At 59.0% G+C, this 15,207-nt stretch carries 11 protein-coding genes; 9 read left to right on the top strand and 2 right to left on the bottom strand.

Annotated elements, in window-relative coordinates; translation table 11 throughout:
• On the bottom strand, positions 1 to 1,914 hold the full coding sequence (locus OQV00_RS23615; RefSeq protein ID WP_104895719.1) for a bifunctional 5-dehydro-2-deoxygluconokinase/5-dehydro-2-deoxyphosphogluconate aldolase: 1,914 nt from the start codon (positions 1,912 to 1,914) through the stop codon (positions 1 to 3).
• A gap of 528 nt (positions 1,915 to 2,442) precedes the next feature.
• Between OQV00_RS23615 and iolD the strand changes: the two genes are divergently transcribed.
• The 8 genes from iolD to OQV00_RS23575 all read left to right on the top strand — a co-directional run bounded on the left by iolD (position 2,443) and on the right by OQV00_RS23575 (position 14,138).
• Entirely contained in the window at positions 2,443 to 4,383 is a 1,941-nt protein-coding gene (iolD, locus tag OQV00_RS23610; protein WP_004857359.1) for a 3D-(3,5/4)-trihydroxycyclohexane-1,2-dione acylhydrolase (decyclizing), read from the top strand.
• Positions 4,384 to 4,430: 47 nt separating this feature from the next.
• Complete coding sequence (gene iolG, locus OQV00_RS23605) at positions 4,431 to 5,444, top strand: bifunctional inositol 2-dehydrogenase/D-chiro-inositol 1-dehydrogenase (protein ID WP_004857363.1); 1,014 nt, start codon at positions 4,431 to 4,433, stop codon at positions 5,442 to 5,444.
• Positions 5,445 to 5,486: 42 nt separating this feature from the next.
• Positions 5,487 to 6,371, top strand: coding sequence for a sugar phosphate isomerase/epimerase family protein (locus OQV00_RS23600; protein WP_004857366.1), 885 nt, complete (start codon positions 5,487 to 5,489; stop codon positions 6,369 to 6,371).
• A 23-nt stretch (positions 6,372 to 6,394) separates the two neighbouring features.
• Positions 6,395 to 7,294 carry a myo-inosose-2 dehydratase gene (gene iolE, locus OQV00_RS23595; RefSeq protein WP_004857371.1) on the top strand — a complete coding sequence of 300 codons (900 nt, stop codon included), beginning with the start codon at positions 6,395 to 6,397 and terminating at the stop codon, positions 7,292 to 7,294.
• A 582-nt stretch (positions 7,295 to 7,876) separates the two neighbouring features.
• Entirely contained in the window at positions 7,877 to 8,785 is a 909-nt protein-coding gene (locus OQV00_RS23590) for a dihydrodipicolinate synthase family protein (protein WP_015585290.1), read from the top strand.
• Between the two features lie 14 nt (positions 8,786 to 8,799).
• Entirely contained in the window at positions 8,800 to 10,767 is a 1,968-nt protein-coding gene (locus OQV00_RS23585) for a YjhG/YagF family D-xylonate dehydratase (RefSeq protein WP_004857383.1), read from the top strand.
• A gap of 359 nt (positions 10,768 to 11,126) precedes the next feature.
• Positions 11,127 to 12,506, top strand: coding sequence for a glycoside-pentoside-hexuronide (GPH):cation symporter (locus OQV00_RS23580; protein WP_004857385.1), 1,380 nt, complete (start codon positions 11,127 to 11,129; stop codon positions 12,504 to 12,506).
• 12 nt (positions 12,507 to 12,518) lie between these two features.
• Positions 12,519 to 14,138, top strand: a complete 1,620-nt coding sequence (locus OQV00_RS23575; protein WP_266279515.1) for a glycoside hydrolase family 43 protein — start codon at positions 12,519 to 12,521, stop codon at positions 14,136 to 14,138.
• A 4-nt stretch (positions 14,139 to 14,142) separates the two neighbouring features.
• On the opposite strand, the gene OQV00_RS23570 is transcribed toward OQV00_RS23575, so the two are convergent.
• The gene (locus OQV00_RS23570; RefSeq protein ID WP_004857393.1) at positions 14,143 to 14,901 is read right to left on the bottom strand and encodes an IclR family transcriptional regulator; all 759 of its coding nucleotides are present in this window, start codon (positions 14,899 to 14,901) and stop codon (positions 14,143 to 14,145) included.
• Between the two features lie 29 nt (positions 14,902 to 14,930).
• On the opposite strand from OQV00_RS23570, the gene OQV00_RS23565 reads away from it, so the two are divergent.
• Positions 14,931 to 15,179, top strand: a complete 249-nt coding sequence (locus OQV00_RS23565) for a hypothetical protein (protein ID WP_266279513.1) — start codon at positions 14,931 to 14,933, stop codon at positions 15,177 to 15,179.
• The last annotated feature ends 28 nt before the right edge of the window (positions 15,180 to 15,207 follow it).

Genomic DNA, 15,207 nt, shown 5'->3' with positions numbered 1-15,207 from the left:
TTAACCGCGGGCTTCACGCCAGTAGTCGATGAGCCTCAGGTAGTTTTGTTTCACCTCGCCAATCAGCGCCTCATCGCTCAGTTCGCCCGCCATCCAGCGTCGTGAAGGTTGACCAAAGATGGTACGTCCGACGGCGAAACCTTTGATGATCGGGTGGCCGGCGGCCTCGGCAAACCCGGCGCGCAGTCGATCTGACGGCGCATCGAGGCCCAGCAGCAGGATCCCGCGACACCAGGGATCTTCGCGTGCGATCAGACCCGCGATCTTCTCCCAGCTGGCGCTGGAGAGCGGCGGTAGCTTCCACCAGTCCGGCTGAATGCCAAGCTGGTAAAAATGTTCCAGCATCGTGTGGTAGTGGCGCTCGTCTTTATCCGGGCCATTTTCCGGGAGGATCACCTCCAGCAGCAGCTCGTGTCCGGACTTGTTGCAGGCCTGCCATACTTCCAGCAGCAGCGCATCCTGCTCAGCCCGCAGCGGTGCCGGATCTGCCGGATGGTAGAAGACCAGGCATTTGACCACATGCTCCAGCGGCCAGTCGATCAGCTGGGAACCAATGTTGCCGTGTTCCAGACGCAGCGGGCGCGAACCCGGCAGCTCGATAGGGCGACCAATCCACCAGCCTTTACCGGTAATGGCATTCAGCGAGCTCTGACCGTAGGTGCCGTCAGCGAGAATACCGCTCCGCTGTTCCAGCCCCGCCTCTTTGGCGGCCGCTTCGGCGGCAGCCAGCAGCAGCAGCTTGAGTTGGGGAATAGAGGCCGGATCGCATCCGGTTTCATGGGCCAGATCCGCCAACTGTTTACGATGATCAAAAGCGAAAATGCACAGCTCCGGCCACTGCTGACGGCGGCTGGTGACGCGGTGTAAATGGTTTAATCGCGCGTCGATATCCGGACGCGGGACGGATTCCGCCCGCAGCAGATAATCATCCAGCTCGACTTTGGTCGGCATCGCCGGCGCGCAGCCGTGGCGTGAGACTACCAGCGCGCCGCAGGCATTGGCGTAGCGACACGCCTGCTCCCAGCCTTCATCATTCAGCCAGCCGCGCAGCAGACCGGACATAAAGGCATCGCCCGCGCCCAGCACGTTGAGTACGTCAACCCGCACGCCCTGCTGGAGCGGAATGCTGTCCCAGCTATCGGGAATGTCGCCTTCCAGCACCACGCAGCCCATCGGACCCCGTTTACAGACCAGCGTCGCTTTAGTCGCATGGCGGACATTTTTCAGCGCCGTCAGCGTATCGGTGCTGCCGCCGGCAATATGGAACTCCTCTTCTGTACCGACCACTAAATCGAACAGATGGAGCACTTCCTGAAGCTGGCTGGTGACCGGACCGGATTCGATGAAACGCGTTTCACCGTCACCCAGCGAGGTCAATCCCCACAGCACCGGACGGTAATCGATATCCAGCGCGGTGCGCAGACCGTGACGGCGGGCGTACTCCAGCGCCTTCAGGACGGCCGCGCGGGTGCTGGCATGAGAGAGGTGCGTGCCCGTTACCGCCAGCGCACGGGAAGAGGCGATGTACTCTTCGTTAATATCCTCAGGCACCAGCGCCATATCGGCACAATTATCACGGTAAAAAATGAGCGGGAAGGTCTCCTGATCTTTAATGCCCAGCATCACCAGCGCGGTAAGACGCTGTTTATCCGTGATCAGGTATTCGATGTCGACCCCGGCCCGAGCGAGCGTTTCGCGTAGAAAACGACCATTGTGCTCATCGCCGACGCGCGCCAGCATGGCTGATTTTAATCCCTGAATGGCGGTACCAAAGGCTACGTTGCCGGAAGATCCGCCCAGATATTTAGAGAAACTGGCAACATCTTCTAGCCTTGCACCAATCTGCTGGGCATAGAGGTCGACAGCCACCCGGCCAATACAGATGACGTCGAGCCGCTTTACTGCTGCATTCATAGCTAGGTTTTCCTTTTGCATATCTGCTGTACGGAAGGGTCGGAATGCCGACAAGGTCTCCACACACAGCCTGAGGGTGAACGGTTATCCCTAGTTTGAGAAATAAATATTTCATTTGCAAATGAGATCGAAATTAAAAAACCAAAAGTGTGAGGGATCTACCACTCTGCCGCGCCAGGCCCCATTCTGCACAGGATCGAGGGCGCGGGTGACGCCTGGTGCGGTATGGTTCAGTAGGTGAGTGCTTTATGCATGATTTTAAAAGGGATAATTAAGCGGCGGCGCGCCTTGAACGGCCGATGGCGGGGTGACCGGGCTGGGTGAAACGGGTGAAACAGGGAGAGAGTTTGATCCCTCTCGCAAAATGAAATATTTTTTCTGTATTTCTATTTAATGAAAAAAATGTTTGCCTATAATCCAAAAGTATTCCAGTGGACGTTAACGATTTCCCGCGGCTGTGACAAGCGTGTAGCACGGGGAAAACGCGCTAACCCACACACAAATACTGAACAATAAGGATTGTGCAAGATGGGCAAACTGAGACTGACAATGGCGCAGGCGCTGGTGAAGTTCCTTGATAACCAGTTTCTCGACGTCGATGGCGAAGAGCATAAATTCGTAAAAGGTATCTTCGCCATCTTTGGCCACGGCAACGTGCTGGGGCTGGGCCAGGCGCTGGAACAAGACAGCGGCGACATGCGGGTCTTCCAGGGGCGTAACGAACAAGGCATGGCGCACGTCGCCACCGGTTTTGCCCGCCAGTCTCTGCGCCGCCAGATCATCGCCTGCACCTCTTCCGTCGGTCCGGGCGCGGCCAATATGATTACCGCCGCCGCGACGGCCACCGCCAACCGCATTCCTCTGCTGCTGCTGCCCGGCGATGTGTTTGCTACCCGTCAGCCGGACCCGGTGCTGCAGCAGGTTGAGCAGAGCTATGACCTGAGCATCAGCACCAACGACGCCTTCCGGGCCGTCAGCAAATACTGGGACCGCATTACGCGTCCGGAACAGCTGATGAGCGCCTGCATTAATGCGATGCGCGTCCTGACCGATCCGGCGGAAACCGGTGCCGTCACTCTCTGTCTGCCGCAGGATGTGCAGGGCGAAGCCTGGGATTACCCGGAGTCGTTCTTTGTGCGCCGCGTGCATCGTCTCGATCGCCGCCCGGCCAGCGCCGCCCAGCTGGCGGATGCGGTCGCGGCCATTAAGGCCAGCCGCAAGCCGCTGATTATATGCGGCGGCGGTGTGAAATATGCCGGTGCCGGGGAAGCGCTGTCCCGCTTCGCGGAACGCTACGGCATTCCGTTCGCGGAAACCCAGGCCGGGAAAGGGACGGTAGTCTCCTCCCATCCGCTGAACGTCGGCGGCGTCGGTGAAACCGGCTGCCTGGCCGCCAACCTGCTGGCGAAAGAGGCCGATTTGGTTATCGGTATCGGCACCCGCTTTAGCGATTTCACCACCTCCTCAAAATGGCTGTTCCAGCACCCAGGCGTGCGTTTTCTGAATGTGAACGTCAGCAACTTCGATGCCTGGAAGCTTGACGGCATTCCGCTGCTGGCCGATGCCCGCGAAGCCCTGACGTCACTGGACAGCGCGCTGGCCGGCGAAGGCTGGCAGGCGAGCTGGGGGGCGCAGATCGACAGCGTCCAGAGCCGCCAGCTGAAAGAGACCCAGCGCGTCTATCAGGCCGTCTGGCAGGAAAAGGCTTTTGTCCCGGAAGTCGATGATGCTCTCGATCGCGAGTCGGTGTATCGGGAATTTCGCCAGATAACCGACTCCACGCTGACCCAGAGTAGCGTGCTGGGCGTACTCAATGAAACGCTTCCGGCGGATGCGGTGATTGTGGCGGCGGCGGGCAGCTTGCCCGGGGATCTGCAGCGCGTCTGGCGTAACCGGGCACCCAACACTTATCACGTAGAGTACGGCTACTCCTGCATGGGCTATGAAGTGAATGCCGCGCTGGGCGTGAAGCTGGCGCAGCCGCAAACCGAAGTCTATTCCCTGGTCGGAGACGGCTCTTTCATGATGCTGCACTCTGAGCTGGTGACCTCGTTGCAGGAGCGGGCGAAGATCAACGTTGTACTGCTCGACAATATGGCCAACGGCTGCATCAACAACCTGCAGATTGGCCACGGTATGGGCAGCTTCGGCACCGAGTTTCGCTATCGCTCAGCGGAGAACGGGCAGCTGCAGGGCGGCCTGGTGCCGGTCGATTTCGCCACTATTGCGGCGGGCTACGGCTGCAAAACCTGGCGCGTCACCACCCTGAATGAGCTGCGTCAGGCGCTGGATGCCGCGCGTCGCGAGACGATCAGCACGCTGATTGATATTAAAGTGCTGCCGAAGACCATGGTGCATTCCTACGGCAGCTGGTGGAACGTCGGCGTCGCCCAAACGGCCTTGTCAGAACGTATTCGCAAAGTTGCTGAAATGATTAATGAAAAACGCGCCGAAGCGCGGGATTACTAGAACAGAACGCTCACCTTGAACCCTACAGAATCACGGAGAAAACCACTATGTCACTCAAATTAGGTGTCATCGGCGCTGGCGCCATCGGTAAAGAACATATCCGTCGTTGCACCCAGGTCTTACAGGGAGCCACCGTGGTGGCGGTGTCGGATATCAATGCGGAGAGCGCACGTGCGGCGGTAGCGCTGCCGGGCGTGCAGGCGGAAATCTACACCGACGGCCACGATGTTATCCGCTCCGGCGATGTCGACGCTATCCTTGTCACCTCGTGGGATCCGACGCACGAAGAGTATACCCTCGCGGCGATCGCCGCCGGCAAACCAGTGTTCTGCGAGAAGCCGCTGGCGATGAGTGCGGAAGGCTGCCGACGCATTGTCGATGCGGAAATGAAAGCGGGCCGCCGCCTGGTGCAGGTCGGCTTTATGCGCCCTTACGATGAAGGCTACCTGGCGCTGAAAAAAGTCATTGATGATGGCGATATTGGCGCGCCGCTGATGCTGCATTGCGCGCACCGTAACCAGTCGGTCGGCGAGAACTACACCACCGACATGGCGATCACCAACACCCTGATCCACGAGCTGGACGTGCTGCGCTGGCTGCTCAACGATGACTACCGTTCGGTACAGGTGCGTTTCCCGCGCTCGACCTCTCACACCCATCCGCGCCTGAGAGATCCGCAGATCGTCTCCTTCGAAACGCGTAAAGGCACCCTGATCGACGTCGAAGTGTTCGTCAACTGCCAGTACGGCTACGACATCCAGTGCGAAGTGGTCGGGGAAACGGGGATTGCCCGTCTGCCGGAGCCATCTGCAATCCAGATGCGTAAAAGCGCCAACCTGTCGACCGCGATCCTGACCGACTGGAAAGATCGTTTTATCAAAGCCTACGACGTGGAGCTGCAGGCCTTTATCAATGATGTGAAAGCCGGCCAGCTGCAGGGACCGTCGGCATGGGACGGCTATGCGGCCTCCGTTGCGGCCGATGCTTGCCTGCAGGCGCAGGAGAGCAGCGAACCGGTCGCGGTGACGCTGCCCGAGTGCCCGGCGTTCTATCAGCGCTAATCCGTCTCCCGCTTACGGAACTTCTTTGAACAGGTAACGACGATGAAAATTGCTTTCGACGTTGATGTGATTCGCGATCTCGGGATTACCCGGATGGTCCACCAGGTTGCGGAATGGGGTTACAAGTACATTGAGCAATCGCCCCATCCGCAGATTAACCCGTTCTACAAACACCCGCGCGCCGGTCGGGAAGTGATTGCCGAGTACAAACAGGCGCTGCGTGAAACTGGCGTGGAGATCTCTTCGTTTATCTGCGTTTACCGCTGGTCCGGTCCGGATGAACTGCGCCGTCAGGCGGCGGTAAAAAACTGGAAACGGTTGATCGAAGTGGCGGTAGAAATGGGTGTGCAGGTGATCAATACCGAGTTTTCCGGCGATCCGAATCAGCCGGAGATCTGTGAAGAGATGTTCTATCGCTCGATGGACGAGCTGCTGCCCATTTTCGAGCGCGAAGGTATTCGCGTGGAGATTCAGGCGCATCCGTGGGACTTCTGCGAAGAACATAACGAAACCGTCGATATCGTGAAGTCGTTCCGTAGCGAGAATGTGAAGTACGTATACAGCGTTCCGCACACTTTCTTTTATGACAAAGGGAAAGGTGAGGTCGAGAAAATGCTGCGCTATGCCGGCGGCGATCTCTCACACGTGCTGATTGCCGATACCCGAAATCATACAAAGCACTGCCGCTATATCGTTAATCCGCCGGGCGTGGATGCCGCGGTCCACCAGCACGTTGGCGTTGGCGAGGGGGACGTGGATTTCGACGCGCTGTTCCGCACGCTGCGCGAAATGAACTTTGCTGAGCAAACCTTCAAAGTCGGCGGCGCGCCGATTGTGGCCGCCTCGCTATTTGGCTACCCGGAAAAAATGAAATACCAGGCAGTGGAAACCCGTGAACTCATCGAACGTGAATTGCTGCGTCGCTAAAGCGCGGCAACAGGAGCATTTTTATGAACAAAGATAATGTAAAACTGGCGATCGCCCCTATTGGCTGGACCAACGATGATATGCCTGAACTGGGCAGCGAAAATACCTTTCAGCAGATAGTCAGCGAAATGGCGCTGGCGGGGTTTAGCGGCAGCGAAGTGGGCAGCAAATACCCGCGCGATCCGGCGGTGCTCAAGCCGATGCTGGATATTCGCGGCATTCAGATCTGCAATGCCTGGTTCAGCACCTTTTTTGCCAACGGGCAGCGGGAAAAGACCATTGACGAGTTTGTGAATCACATGAATTTCCTGCAGGCGATGGGGGCGAAAGTGATTGGCTGCTCCGAGCAAAGCGGCAGCATTCAGGGGCTGGAAAAACCGATTCTCGGCGAGGCAAAACCTTGCTTCAGCGAGGAAGAGTGGCAGCGTGTCGCCGAAGGCTACAACACGCTGGGGCGCCTGGCCGCCGAGAAGGGCATGCAGGTGTGTCTGCACCACCATATGGGAACCGGTATTCAGACCACCGAAGAGATCGACAAATTTATGTCGCTGGTCGATGACAAAGTCTTCCTGCTGTACGACACCGGACATGCCTGGTATTCCGAAGGGGGCGAAGCGCCGATGCTGGCGATCCTCGAGAAATATCTGCCGCGTATTAACCACGTGCACCTGAAAGACGTGCGCCCGTCGGTCATTGAGCAGGTTCGTCGTGAGGGGCTGTCATTCCTTGATGGCGTGAAGAAAGGCACCTTCACCGTGCCTGGCGATGGCGTGATCGACTTCCGTCCGGTGTTCAAACTGCTGGACGATCGCGGCTATAAAGGCTGGATGGTGGTTGAAGCCGAGCAGGATCCGGCGCTGGCTAACCCCTTCGAATACGCCCTCAAAGCGCGTAAATACATTCGTGAAACGGCAGGAATCTAATCGTTGATCCACTTTCAGGCCACACAGCGTTGTGGCCTGCTTTTTTTCCGCTTTACGGGCCGCACCACAAAACCCGTCCATGGCAGGTTAACGCCCCCGATAATCCCCCTCGCACCGCGCTGCTGCTGCCGAACGGGCCGCACAGCGAACAGTTCACCTTCTGTAATCCAGGAACACTCCCCGGTGGCGCGATGCTTACCGGGGCTACGGCTGGGGTCGGTGCGTAGCCCGGGCCAGGGGTTTATCCCGCTGTCCGGGAACCTCCCCGCTGGCGCTGTGTTTACCGGGGCTACGGTAGGTGTCGGTACGTAGCCCGGGCCAGGGGTTTATCCCGCTGCCCGGGAACCTCCCCGCTGGCGCTATGTTTACCGCGGTACGGTGGGTGTCGGTGCGTAGCCCGGGCAAGAGAGGCCGGTTTGTCGCACGCATAAGGCGTTGCAGCATTTTGTGATCCAGTCTGAAAAACGTGCACTTACGTCCGTCACCCCATTTACCTTCTCTTTGCAGGCGACATAGTATGGTCGTTAAATAAACGAACGCTGTTCTATAATGTAGAACAAAATGATTCAGCAAGGAGATCTCATGCCGCAAACCGTGCAGTTCTCGGGGATTATTCCGCCTGTCTCCACCATTTTTACCGCCGATGGCCAGTTCGATAAACCGGGTACCGCCGCGCTGATCGACGACATGATCGCCGCGGGCGTCGACGGCCTGTTCTTCCTCGGCAGCGGCGGGGAGTTCTCGCAGCTTAATGCCGATGAGCGCAAAGCCATTGCCGCCTTCGCCATCGCCCACGTCGATCGCCGGGTACCGGTACTGATTGGTACCGGCGGCACCAACGCCCGGGAGACCATCGAACTCAGCCAGCACGCGCAGCAGGCCGGCGCCGACGGGATCGTGGTCATTAACCCCTATTACTGGAAAGTCTCTGAGCCCAACCTGATTCGCTACTTCCAGCAGGTAGCCGAGAGCGTCACGCTGCCGGTGCTGCTGTATAACTTCCCGGCATTGAGCGGTCAGGATCTGACGCCCGCGTTGGTCAAAACTCTCGCCGACTCGCGCAGCAATATTGTCGGCATCAAAGACACCATCGACTCGGTGGCTCATCTGCGTAGCATGATTGAGACGGTGAAATCGGCGCACCCGCACTTCTCGGTGCTGTGCGGTTACGATGACCACCTGTTTAACACCCTGCTGCTGGGCGGCGACGGGGCCATCTCGGCCAGCGGTAACTTTGCCCCGCAGATCTCGGTAAAGCTGCTGCAGGCCTTCCGCGACGGCAACCTGGCGGAAGCCGCGCGCTACCATCAGACGCTGCTGCAAATCCCGCAGCTGTACCAGCTGGATACGCCGTTTGTGAATGTGATTAAAGAGGCGATCGTGCTGTGCGGGCGGCCGATCTCCACGCATGTGCTGCCCCCGTCCTCTCCGCTGGACGAGGCGAAAAAGCGGCAGCTCAAAACGCTACTACAACAGCTCAGACTCTGCTGAACCGGAAAATTAAGATGGCAATAGAGACGATTTTCACGCCCCAGAATGATGCGTTTTATGCGGTCATCACCCATGCTGCCGGCCCGCAGGGTGCGCTGCCGCTGACGCCGCAAATGCTGATGGAGTCGCCGAGCGGCAATCTGTTCGGGATGACGCAAAACGCCGGCATGGGCTGGGACGCCAACAAACTCACCGGCAAAGAGGTGCTGATTATCGGCACTCAGGGTGGGATTCGCGCCGGGGACGGCCGCCCGGTGGCGCTGGGTTACCACACCGGCCACTGGGAAATTGGCCTGCAGATGCAGGCGGCGGCCAGGGAGATTACCCGCAATGGCGGGATTCCTTTCGCCGCCTTCGTCAGCGACCCGTGCGACGGGCGCTCTCAGGGTACGCACGGCATGTTCGACTCCCTGCCGTACCGCAACGATGCGGCGATCGTGTTTCGTCGTCTGATCCGCTCGCTGCCGACGCGTCGGGCGGTGATCGGCGTGGCGACCTGCGACAAAGGCCTGCCGGCGACCATGATCGCCCTGGCGGCAATGCATGACCTGCCGACGATTCTGGTGCCCGGCGGGGCGACGCTGCCGCCGACCTTTGGCGAAGATGCCGGTAAAGTCCAGACCATCGGCGCACGCTACGCCAACCACGAGCTGTCGCTGCAGGAAGCGGCGGAATTAGGCTGTCGCGCCTGCGCTTCGCCGGGGGGCGGCTGCCAGTTCCTGGGCACGGCGGGGACCTCGCAGGTCGTTGCGGAAGCGCTCGGCCTGGCGCTGCCGCACTCGGCGCTGGCGCCGTCGGGGCAGGACGTCTGGTTGGAAATCTCTCGCCAGTCGGCGCGGGCGGTGAGTGAGCTGGATAATCGCGGCATTACCACGCGCGATATTCTGACCGATAAGGCGATCGAAAACGCGATGGTTATCCACGCGGCGTTCGGCGGCTCGACCAACCTTCTGCTGCACATTCCCGCCATCGCCCATGCGGCGGGGTGCACCATTCCTGATGTTGCACACTGGACGCGGATCAACCGCAGCGTCCCGCGTCTGGTCAGCGTGTTGCCGAACGGGCCGGACTACCACCCCACGGTGCGGGCTTTCCTCGCCGGCGGAGTACCGGAAGTGATGCTGCACCTGCGCGATCTTGGTCTGCTGCATCTGGATGCGATGACGGTCACCGGTCAGACGGTGGGAGAAAACCTCGACTGGTGGCAGACTTCCGAGCGGCGTGAGAAATTCCGGCAGTGTCTGCGCGAACAGGACGGCGTCGATCCGGATGATGTGATCCTCCCGCCGGCGCGGGCGAAAGCCAAAGGCCTCACTTCCACGGTGGCCTTCCCGGTAGGCAATATTGCGCCGGAAGGTTCGGTGATCAAAGCCACGGCGATCGATCCGTCGGTGGTGGATGACGACGGCGTGTATCGCCACACCGGACGGGCGCGGGTATTTGTTTCGGAAGCCCGGGCGATCAAGGCGATCAAAAACGGCGAGATCGAGCAGGGCGATATTATGGTGGTGATCGGCGGCGGGCCGTCCGGGACCGGCATGGAAGAGACCTATCAGCTCACCTCGGCGCTGAAACATGTCTCGTGGGGGAAGACGGTGTCGCTGATCACCGATGCCCGTTTCTCCGGCGTGTCGACCGGCGCCTGCTTCGGCCACGTCGCCCCGGAAGCGCTGGCGGGCGGACCCATCGGCAAGCTGCGCGATGACGATGTGATTGAGATCGTCGTCGACAGGCTGGCGCTCACCGGTCACGTCAATTTTATCGGTACGGCGCACCAGCGGCTGACGCCGGAAGAGGGGGCGGCAGAGTTGGCGGCAAGAACGCCGCATCCCGATTTGCACGCCCATGATTTTTTACCGGACGATACCCGCCTGTGGGCGGCGCTGCAATCGGTCAGCGGCGGGACATGGAAAGGCTGTATATACGATACAGATAAAATTATCGAGGTTATAAACGCCGGTAAAAAAGCGCTCGGTATTTAATTAAATTCAGCTGCAATGTCGTCTGCGGAAATAGTCCGCGGACGGCTTTTTTGCGTCTGCATTAAATACCATTATGCTTATTTTTTGTTTTTTGTAACCATTTAAAAATTAAGACGAAAAAATATTATGGCCTTCCCTTTTTTATAACGATGGCAATCACAAAAACCAAAAAACATAATTCATAAATTAAAAATGACCATTGCCGTAAAAATGCACATCTTCTTACACTCTATTAACACGAAAACGTGAACAGTAAGCACACGTATAATGGGTGATTTCCTGACGTTGCAGCGGGTATGTATTCCCTTTTCAGGTCCCTGACGTTTGCGCCATTCCACTCATTGGGGTTGGGGATAAATATGCAATTAACCATGAAAGATAAAATCGGCTACGGGCTGGGCGATACCGCGTGCGGTTTCGTCTGGCAGGCGACGATGTTTCTGCTGGCCTATTTCTACACCGATGTGTTTGGCCTCTCCGCCGGTATTATGGGCACGCTGTTTTTGGTTTCCCGCGTGCTGGATGCCGTCACCGATCCGCTGATGGGGCTGCTGGTGGACCGCACCCGTACCCGCTACGGCCAGTTCCGCCCGTTCCTGCTGTGGGGCGCCATTCCGTTCGGCATCGTCTGTATGCTGACCTTCTACACGCCGGACTTTTCCGCGCAGGGCAAAATTATCTATGCCTGCGTGACCTATATTCTGCTGACGCTGGTCTACACCTTCGTTAACGTCCCCTATTGCGCGATGCCGGGGGTGATTACGGCGGATCCGAAAGAGCGCCATGCCCTGCAGTCGTGGCGTTTTTTCCTCGCGGCCGCGGGATCGCTGGCGATTAGCGGGATTGCGCTGCCGCTGGTGAGCATCATTGGCAAAGGCAACGAGCAGGTGGGTTACTTTGGCGCCATGTGCGTGCTCGGGCTGACCGGCGTCGTGCTGCTGTATGTGTGCTTCTTCACGACCAGAGAGCGCTATACCTTCGACGTGCAGCCGGGCGCATCGGTGGCGAAAGATCTTAAGCTGCTGTTCGGCAACACCCAGTGGCGAATCATGTGTGCTTTCAAAATGATGGCGACCTGCTCCAACGTGGTTCGCGGCGGGGCAACGCTCTACTTCGTGAAATACGTGATGGACCACCCGGAGCTGGCGATGCAGTTTCTGCTCTACGGCAGCATCGCCACCATGTTCGGTTCGCTGGCCTCTTCGCGCCTGCTCGGGCGCTTCGATCGGGTGAAGGCCTTTAAAGGGATTATCGTGGTCTATTCCCTGATTAGCCTGCTGATTTTCGTTACCCCGGCTGACTATATCGCGCTGATTTTCGCGCTCAACATCGTCTTCCTGTTCGTTTTCAACACCACCACGCCGCTGCAGTGGCTGATGGCCTCTGACGTAGTGGATTACGAAGAAAGCCGCAGCGGCCGCCGTCTCGACGGACTGGTTTTTTCCACCTACCTGTTCAGTCTGAAGATTGGCCTGGCCATTGGCGGCGCGGTGGTGGGCTGGATTCTGGCCTACGTGAACTACTCCGCCAGCAGCAGCGTGCAGCCGGTTGAGGTGCTAACCACCATCAAAATCCTGTTCTGCGTGGTGCCGGTGGTGCTCTATATCGGCATGTTCACCATGCTCTCACTCTACAAGCTGACCGATGCCCGGGTGGAGGCCATCAGCCAGCAGTTACGTCAACATCGCGCGGCGCAGGAAGAGGGCGTCCCTGCTGCCGCTGCCGCGACATCCCATTAAGCAGGAGGCAATATGTACACGATAACTAACCCGATTCTGACCGGTTTTAACCCGGATCCGTCAATGTGTCGCCAGGGCGAGGATTACTACATCGCCACCTCCACCTTCGAGTGGTTTCCGGGAGTGCGGATTTACCACTCGCGGGATTTGAAAAACTGGTCGCTGGTGAGCACGCCGCTGGATCGCGTGTCGATGCTGGATATGAAAGGCAACCCCGACTCCGGCGGGATCTGGGCGCCGTGTCTGAGCTACGCCGACGGGCTGTTCTGGCTGCTGTATACCGATGTGAAAATCGTCGACTCGCCGTGGAAAAACGGTCGCAACTATCTGGTCACCGCCCCCTCTATTGAGGGGCCGTGGAGTGAACCGATCGCGATGGGTAACGGCGGCTTTGACCCGTCGCTGTTTCACGATTCGGACGGGCGTAAATATTATATTTACCGCCCGTGGGGGCCGCGTCACCACAGTGACCCGCACTGTACGATCGTCCTGCGGGAGTATTTCCCGCAGACGCAGACCCTGTCGAAGACGCGAAAAACCCTGTTTACCGGCACGGCGCTGCGCTATACCGAAGGGGCCCATCTGTACCATAAAGAGGGCTGGTACTATCTGCTGGTGGCCGAAGGCGGCACCAGTTATGAACATGCGGTGGTGGTGCTCAGAGCGAAAAATATCGACGGGCCGTACGAACTGCATCCGGACGGGACGCTGATGACCAGCTGGCATCTGCCGGAAAATCCGCTGCAGAAAAGCGGCCACGGTTCGCTGCTGGAGACCCACACCGGCGAATGGTATATGGCCTATCTCACCAGCCGTCCGCAGCGCTTGCCCGGTGTGCCGCTGCTGGCCTCCGGCGGGCGCGGCTACTGCTCGCTGGGGCGGGAAACCGGCATCGCGCGCATCGCCTGGCACGACGGCTGGCCGTCGGTGGAAGGGGGCAAACACGCGCAGCTAAACGTGCCGGGGCCGCAAATGGCTGAAAGTCGTGTCGTGGCTGATGAGCGCTGGCGAGAAGAGTTCAACCGCCCGACGCTCAACCCGGAGCTGCAAACGCTGCGTATTCTCTTCGATGACACCTTAGGGTCGCTGAATGCCCGTCCCGGCTTTCTGCGCCTGTACGGCAACGATTCGCTCAACTCGACGTTCACCCAGTCCACCGTCGCCCGGCGCTGGCAGCACTTTGCCTTCCGCGCCGAAACGCGAATGGAGTTTGCCCCGCAGAATTTTCAACAGAGCGCCGGATTAACCTGCTATTACAACAGCAAAAACTGGAGCTACTGCTTCGTTGACTATGAAGAGGGACAGGGCAGAACCATTAAGGTGTTGCAGCTCGATCATAACGTGCCGTCGTGGCCGCTGCATGAACACCCGATCGCGGTACCGGATGCCGCGCAGAGCATATGGCTCCGGGTCGACGTCGACCATCTCGTCTATCGCTACAGCTACTCGTTTGACGGCGAGCAGTGGCACACCGTGCCGGTGGAATATGCCGCCTGGAAGCTGTCGGACGATTACATCGGCGGGCGCGGGTTCTTTACCGGCGCCTTTGTCGGCCTGCACTGCGAGGATATCAGCGGCGACGGCTGCTATGCGGACTTTGACTACTTCAGCTATGAGCCGGTAGTCGGATAACCCCTCAGGCCGGGTAGCCCAGCGCTTTCGATAGCTGGCGCCCGGCCTCTTCCAGCAAGGCGCGATAGCGCGCGAGCTCAGCCTCATCGACGCGAGAGGTGAGCGTTGACAGACTCAGTGCGGCAATGACCCGCGATTCATGGTTCCACACCGGTACCGCCACGCAGCGCACGCCCTGCTCATTCTCTTCGCTGTCCTGCGCATAGCCCTGGGCGCGGGTTTGCGCCAGCGCCGCCAGCAGCGCCTCGCGGGAGGTCAGCGTTGCGGGGGTAAACGGCGTGTACTGATAGCCTTCCAGCAGAGTATTTTGCTCCGCCTCGCTCAGCCAGGCGATCAGGACCTTACCGATCGCCGTTGCGTGGATGGGGAGCCGACGGCCGATGCGCGAGTAGGCGATAGCGGCGAGCCTGCCTTCGATTTTCTCGATGTAGACGCCTTCGTGGCCGTCAAGAATGCCGAGGTGAGTGGTCTGCCCGGTGCGCTGCGAGAGATCCGTCAGCCAGCTTTTCGCCTTCTGGCGAATATCCATCGTCCCTACGACAAAATGGCCGCGTTCAACCAGCTTCATGCCCAGGCGGTATTTGTCGTTTTCCGGATTCTGATCGATATAGCCGTGCAGCTGTAAGGTTTTGAGCAGCGAATGGAGGGTGCTTTTACTGAGGCCCATCTGTTTGCTGATATCGGTGATCTTCAGTTCCGTGGCTTGTTCGTTAAACAGGTCGAGGATCGTCAGGGCTCGTTCAACAGACTGAATAATAGGCATAATGCACGACTGCTCACGCTGGGGGGAAGGTGAAAACGTACCCTTTTTACGCTGAAAAATCAAACGGCTGGCGTGGAAAGGGCGAGCAATATCACCTCGGGGAGCAGGTTCCCGGGCGGCGGGGTAAACCCCTTGCCCGGGCTACGGTACGGCGCTGGTCTGTATCCCCGGTAAGCGTCGCGCCAGCGGGAGGTTACGGTACGGCGCTGGTCAGTAACTCCGGTAAGCGTCGCGCCAGCGGGAGGCTACGGTACGGCGCTGGTCTGTATCCCCGGTAAGCAGCGCGCCACCGGGGAGAGGCGCCGG

Origin of the sequence: Klebsiella sp. DY2415 (assembly GCF_026314315.1) — a bacterium.
GTDB lineage: Bacteria > Pseudomonadota > Gammaproteobacteria > Enterobacterales > Enterobacteriaceae > Klebsiella > Klebsiella ornithinolytica.
Note: the sequence above shows the minus strand (reverse complement) of the source record. Positions and strands in the feature narration are given on the sequence as shown.

Bases quoted from the DNA above. Each gene is read 5' to 3' on its own strand.
- OQV00_RS23600 (WP_004857366.1), top strand. From the start codon at position 5,487: ATGAAAATTGCTTTCGACGTTGATGTGATTCGCGATCTCGGGATTACC.
- OQV00_RS23585 (WP_004857383.1), top strand. From the start codon at position 8,800: ATGGCAATAGAGACGATTTTCACGCCCCAGAATGATGCGTTTTATGCG.
- iolG (WP_004857363.1), top strand. From the start codon at position 4,431: ATGTCACTCAAATTAGGTGTCATCGGCGCTGGCGCCATCGGTAAAGAA.
- OQV00_RS23615 (WP_104895719.1), bottom strand. From the start codon at position 1,914: ATGAATGCAGCAGTAAAGCGGCTCGACGTCATCTGTATTGGCCGGGTG.
- iolE (WP_004857371.1), top strand. From the start codon at position 6,395: ATGAACAAAGATAATGTAAAACTGGCGATCGCCCCTATTGGCTGGACC.
- iolD (WP_004857359.1), top strand. From the start codon at position 2,443: ATGGGCAAACTGAGACTGACAATGGCGCAGGCGCTGGTGAAGTTCCTT.
- OQV00_RS23570 (WP_004857393.1), bottom strand. From the start codon at position 14,901: ATGCCTATTATTCAGTCTGTTGAACGAGCCCTGACGATCCTCGACCTG.
- OQV00_RS23575 (WP_266279515.1), top strand. From the start codon at position 12,519: ATGTACACGATAACTAACCCGATTCTGACCGGTTTTAACCCGGATCCG.
- OQV00_RS23590 (WP_015585290.1), top strand. From the start codon at position 7,877: ATGCCGCAAACCGTGCAGTTCTCGGGGATTATTCCGCCTGTCTCCACC.
- OQV00_RS23580 (WP_004857385.1), top strand. From the start codon at position 11,127: ATGCAATTAACCATGAAAGATAAAATCGGCTACGGGCTGGGCGATACC.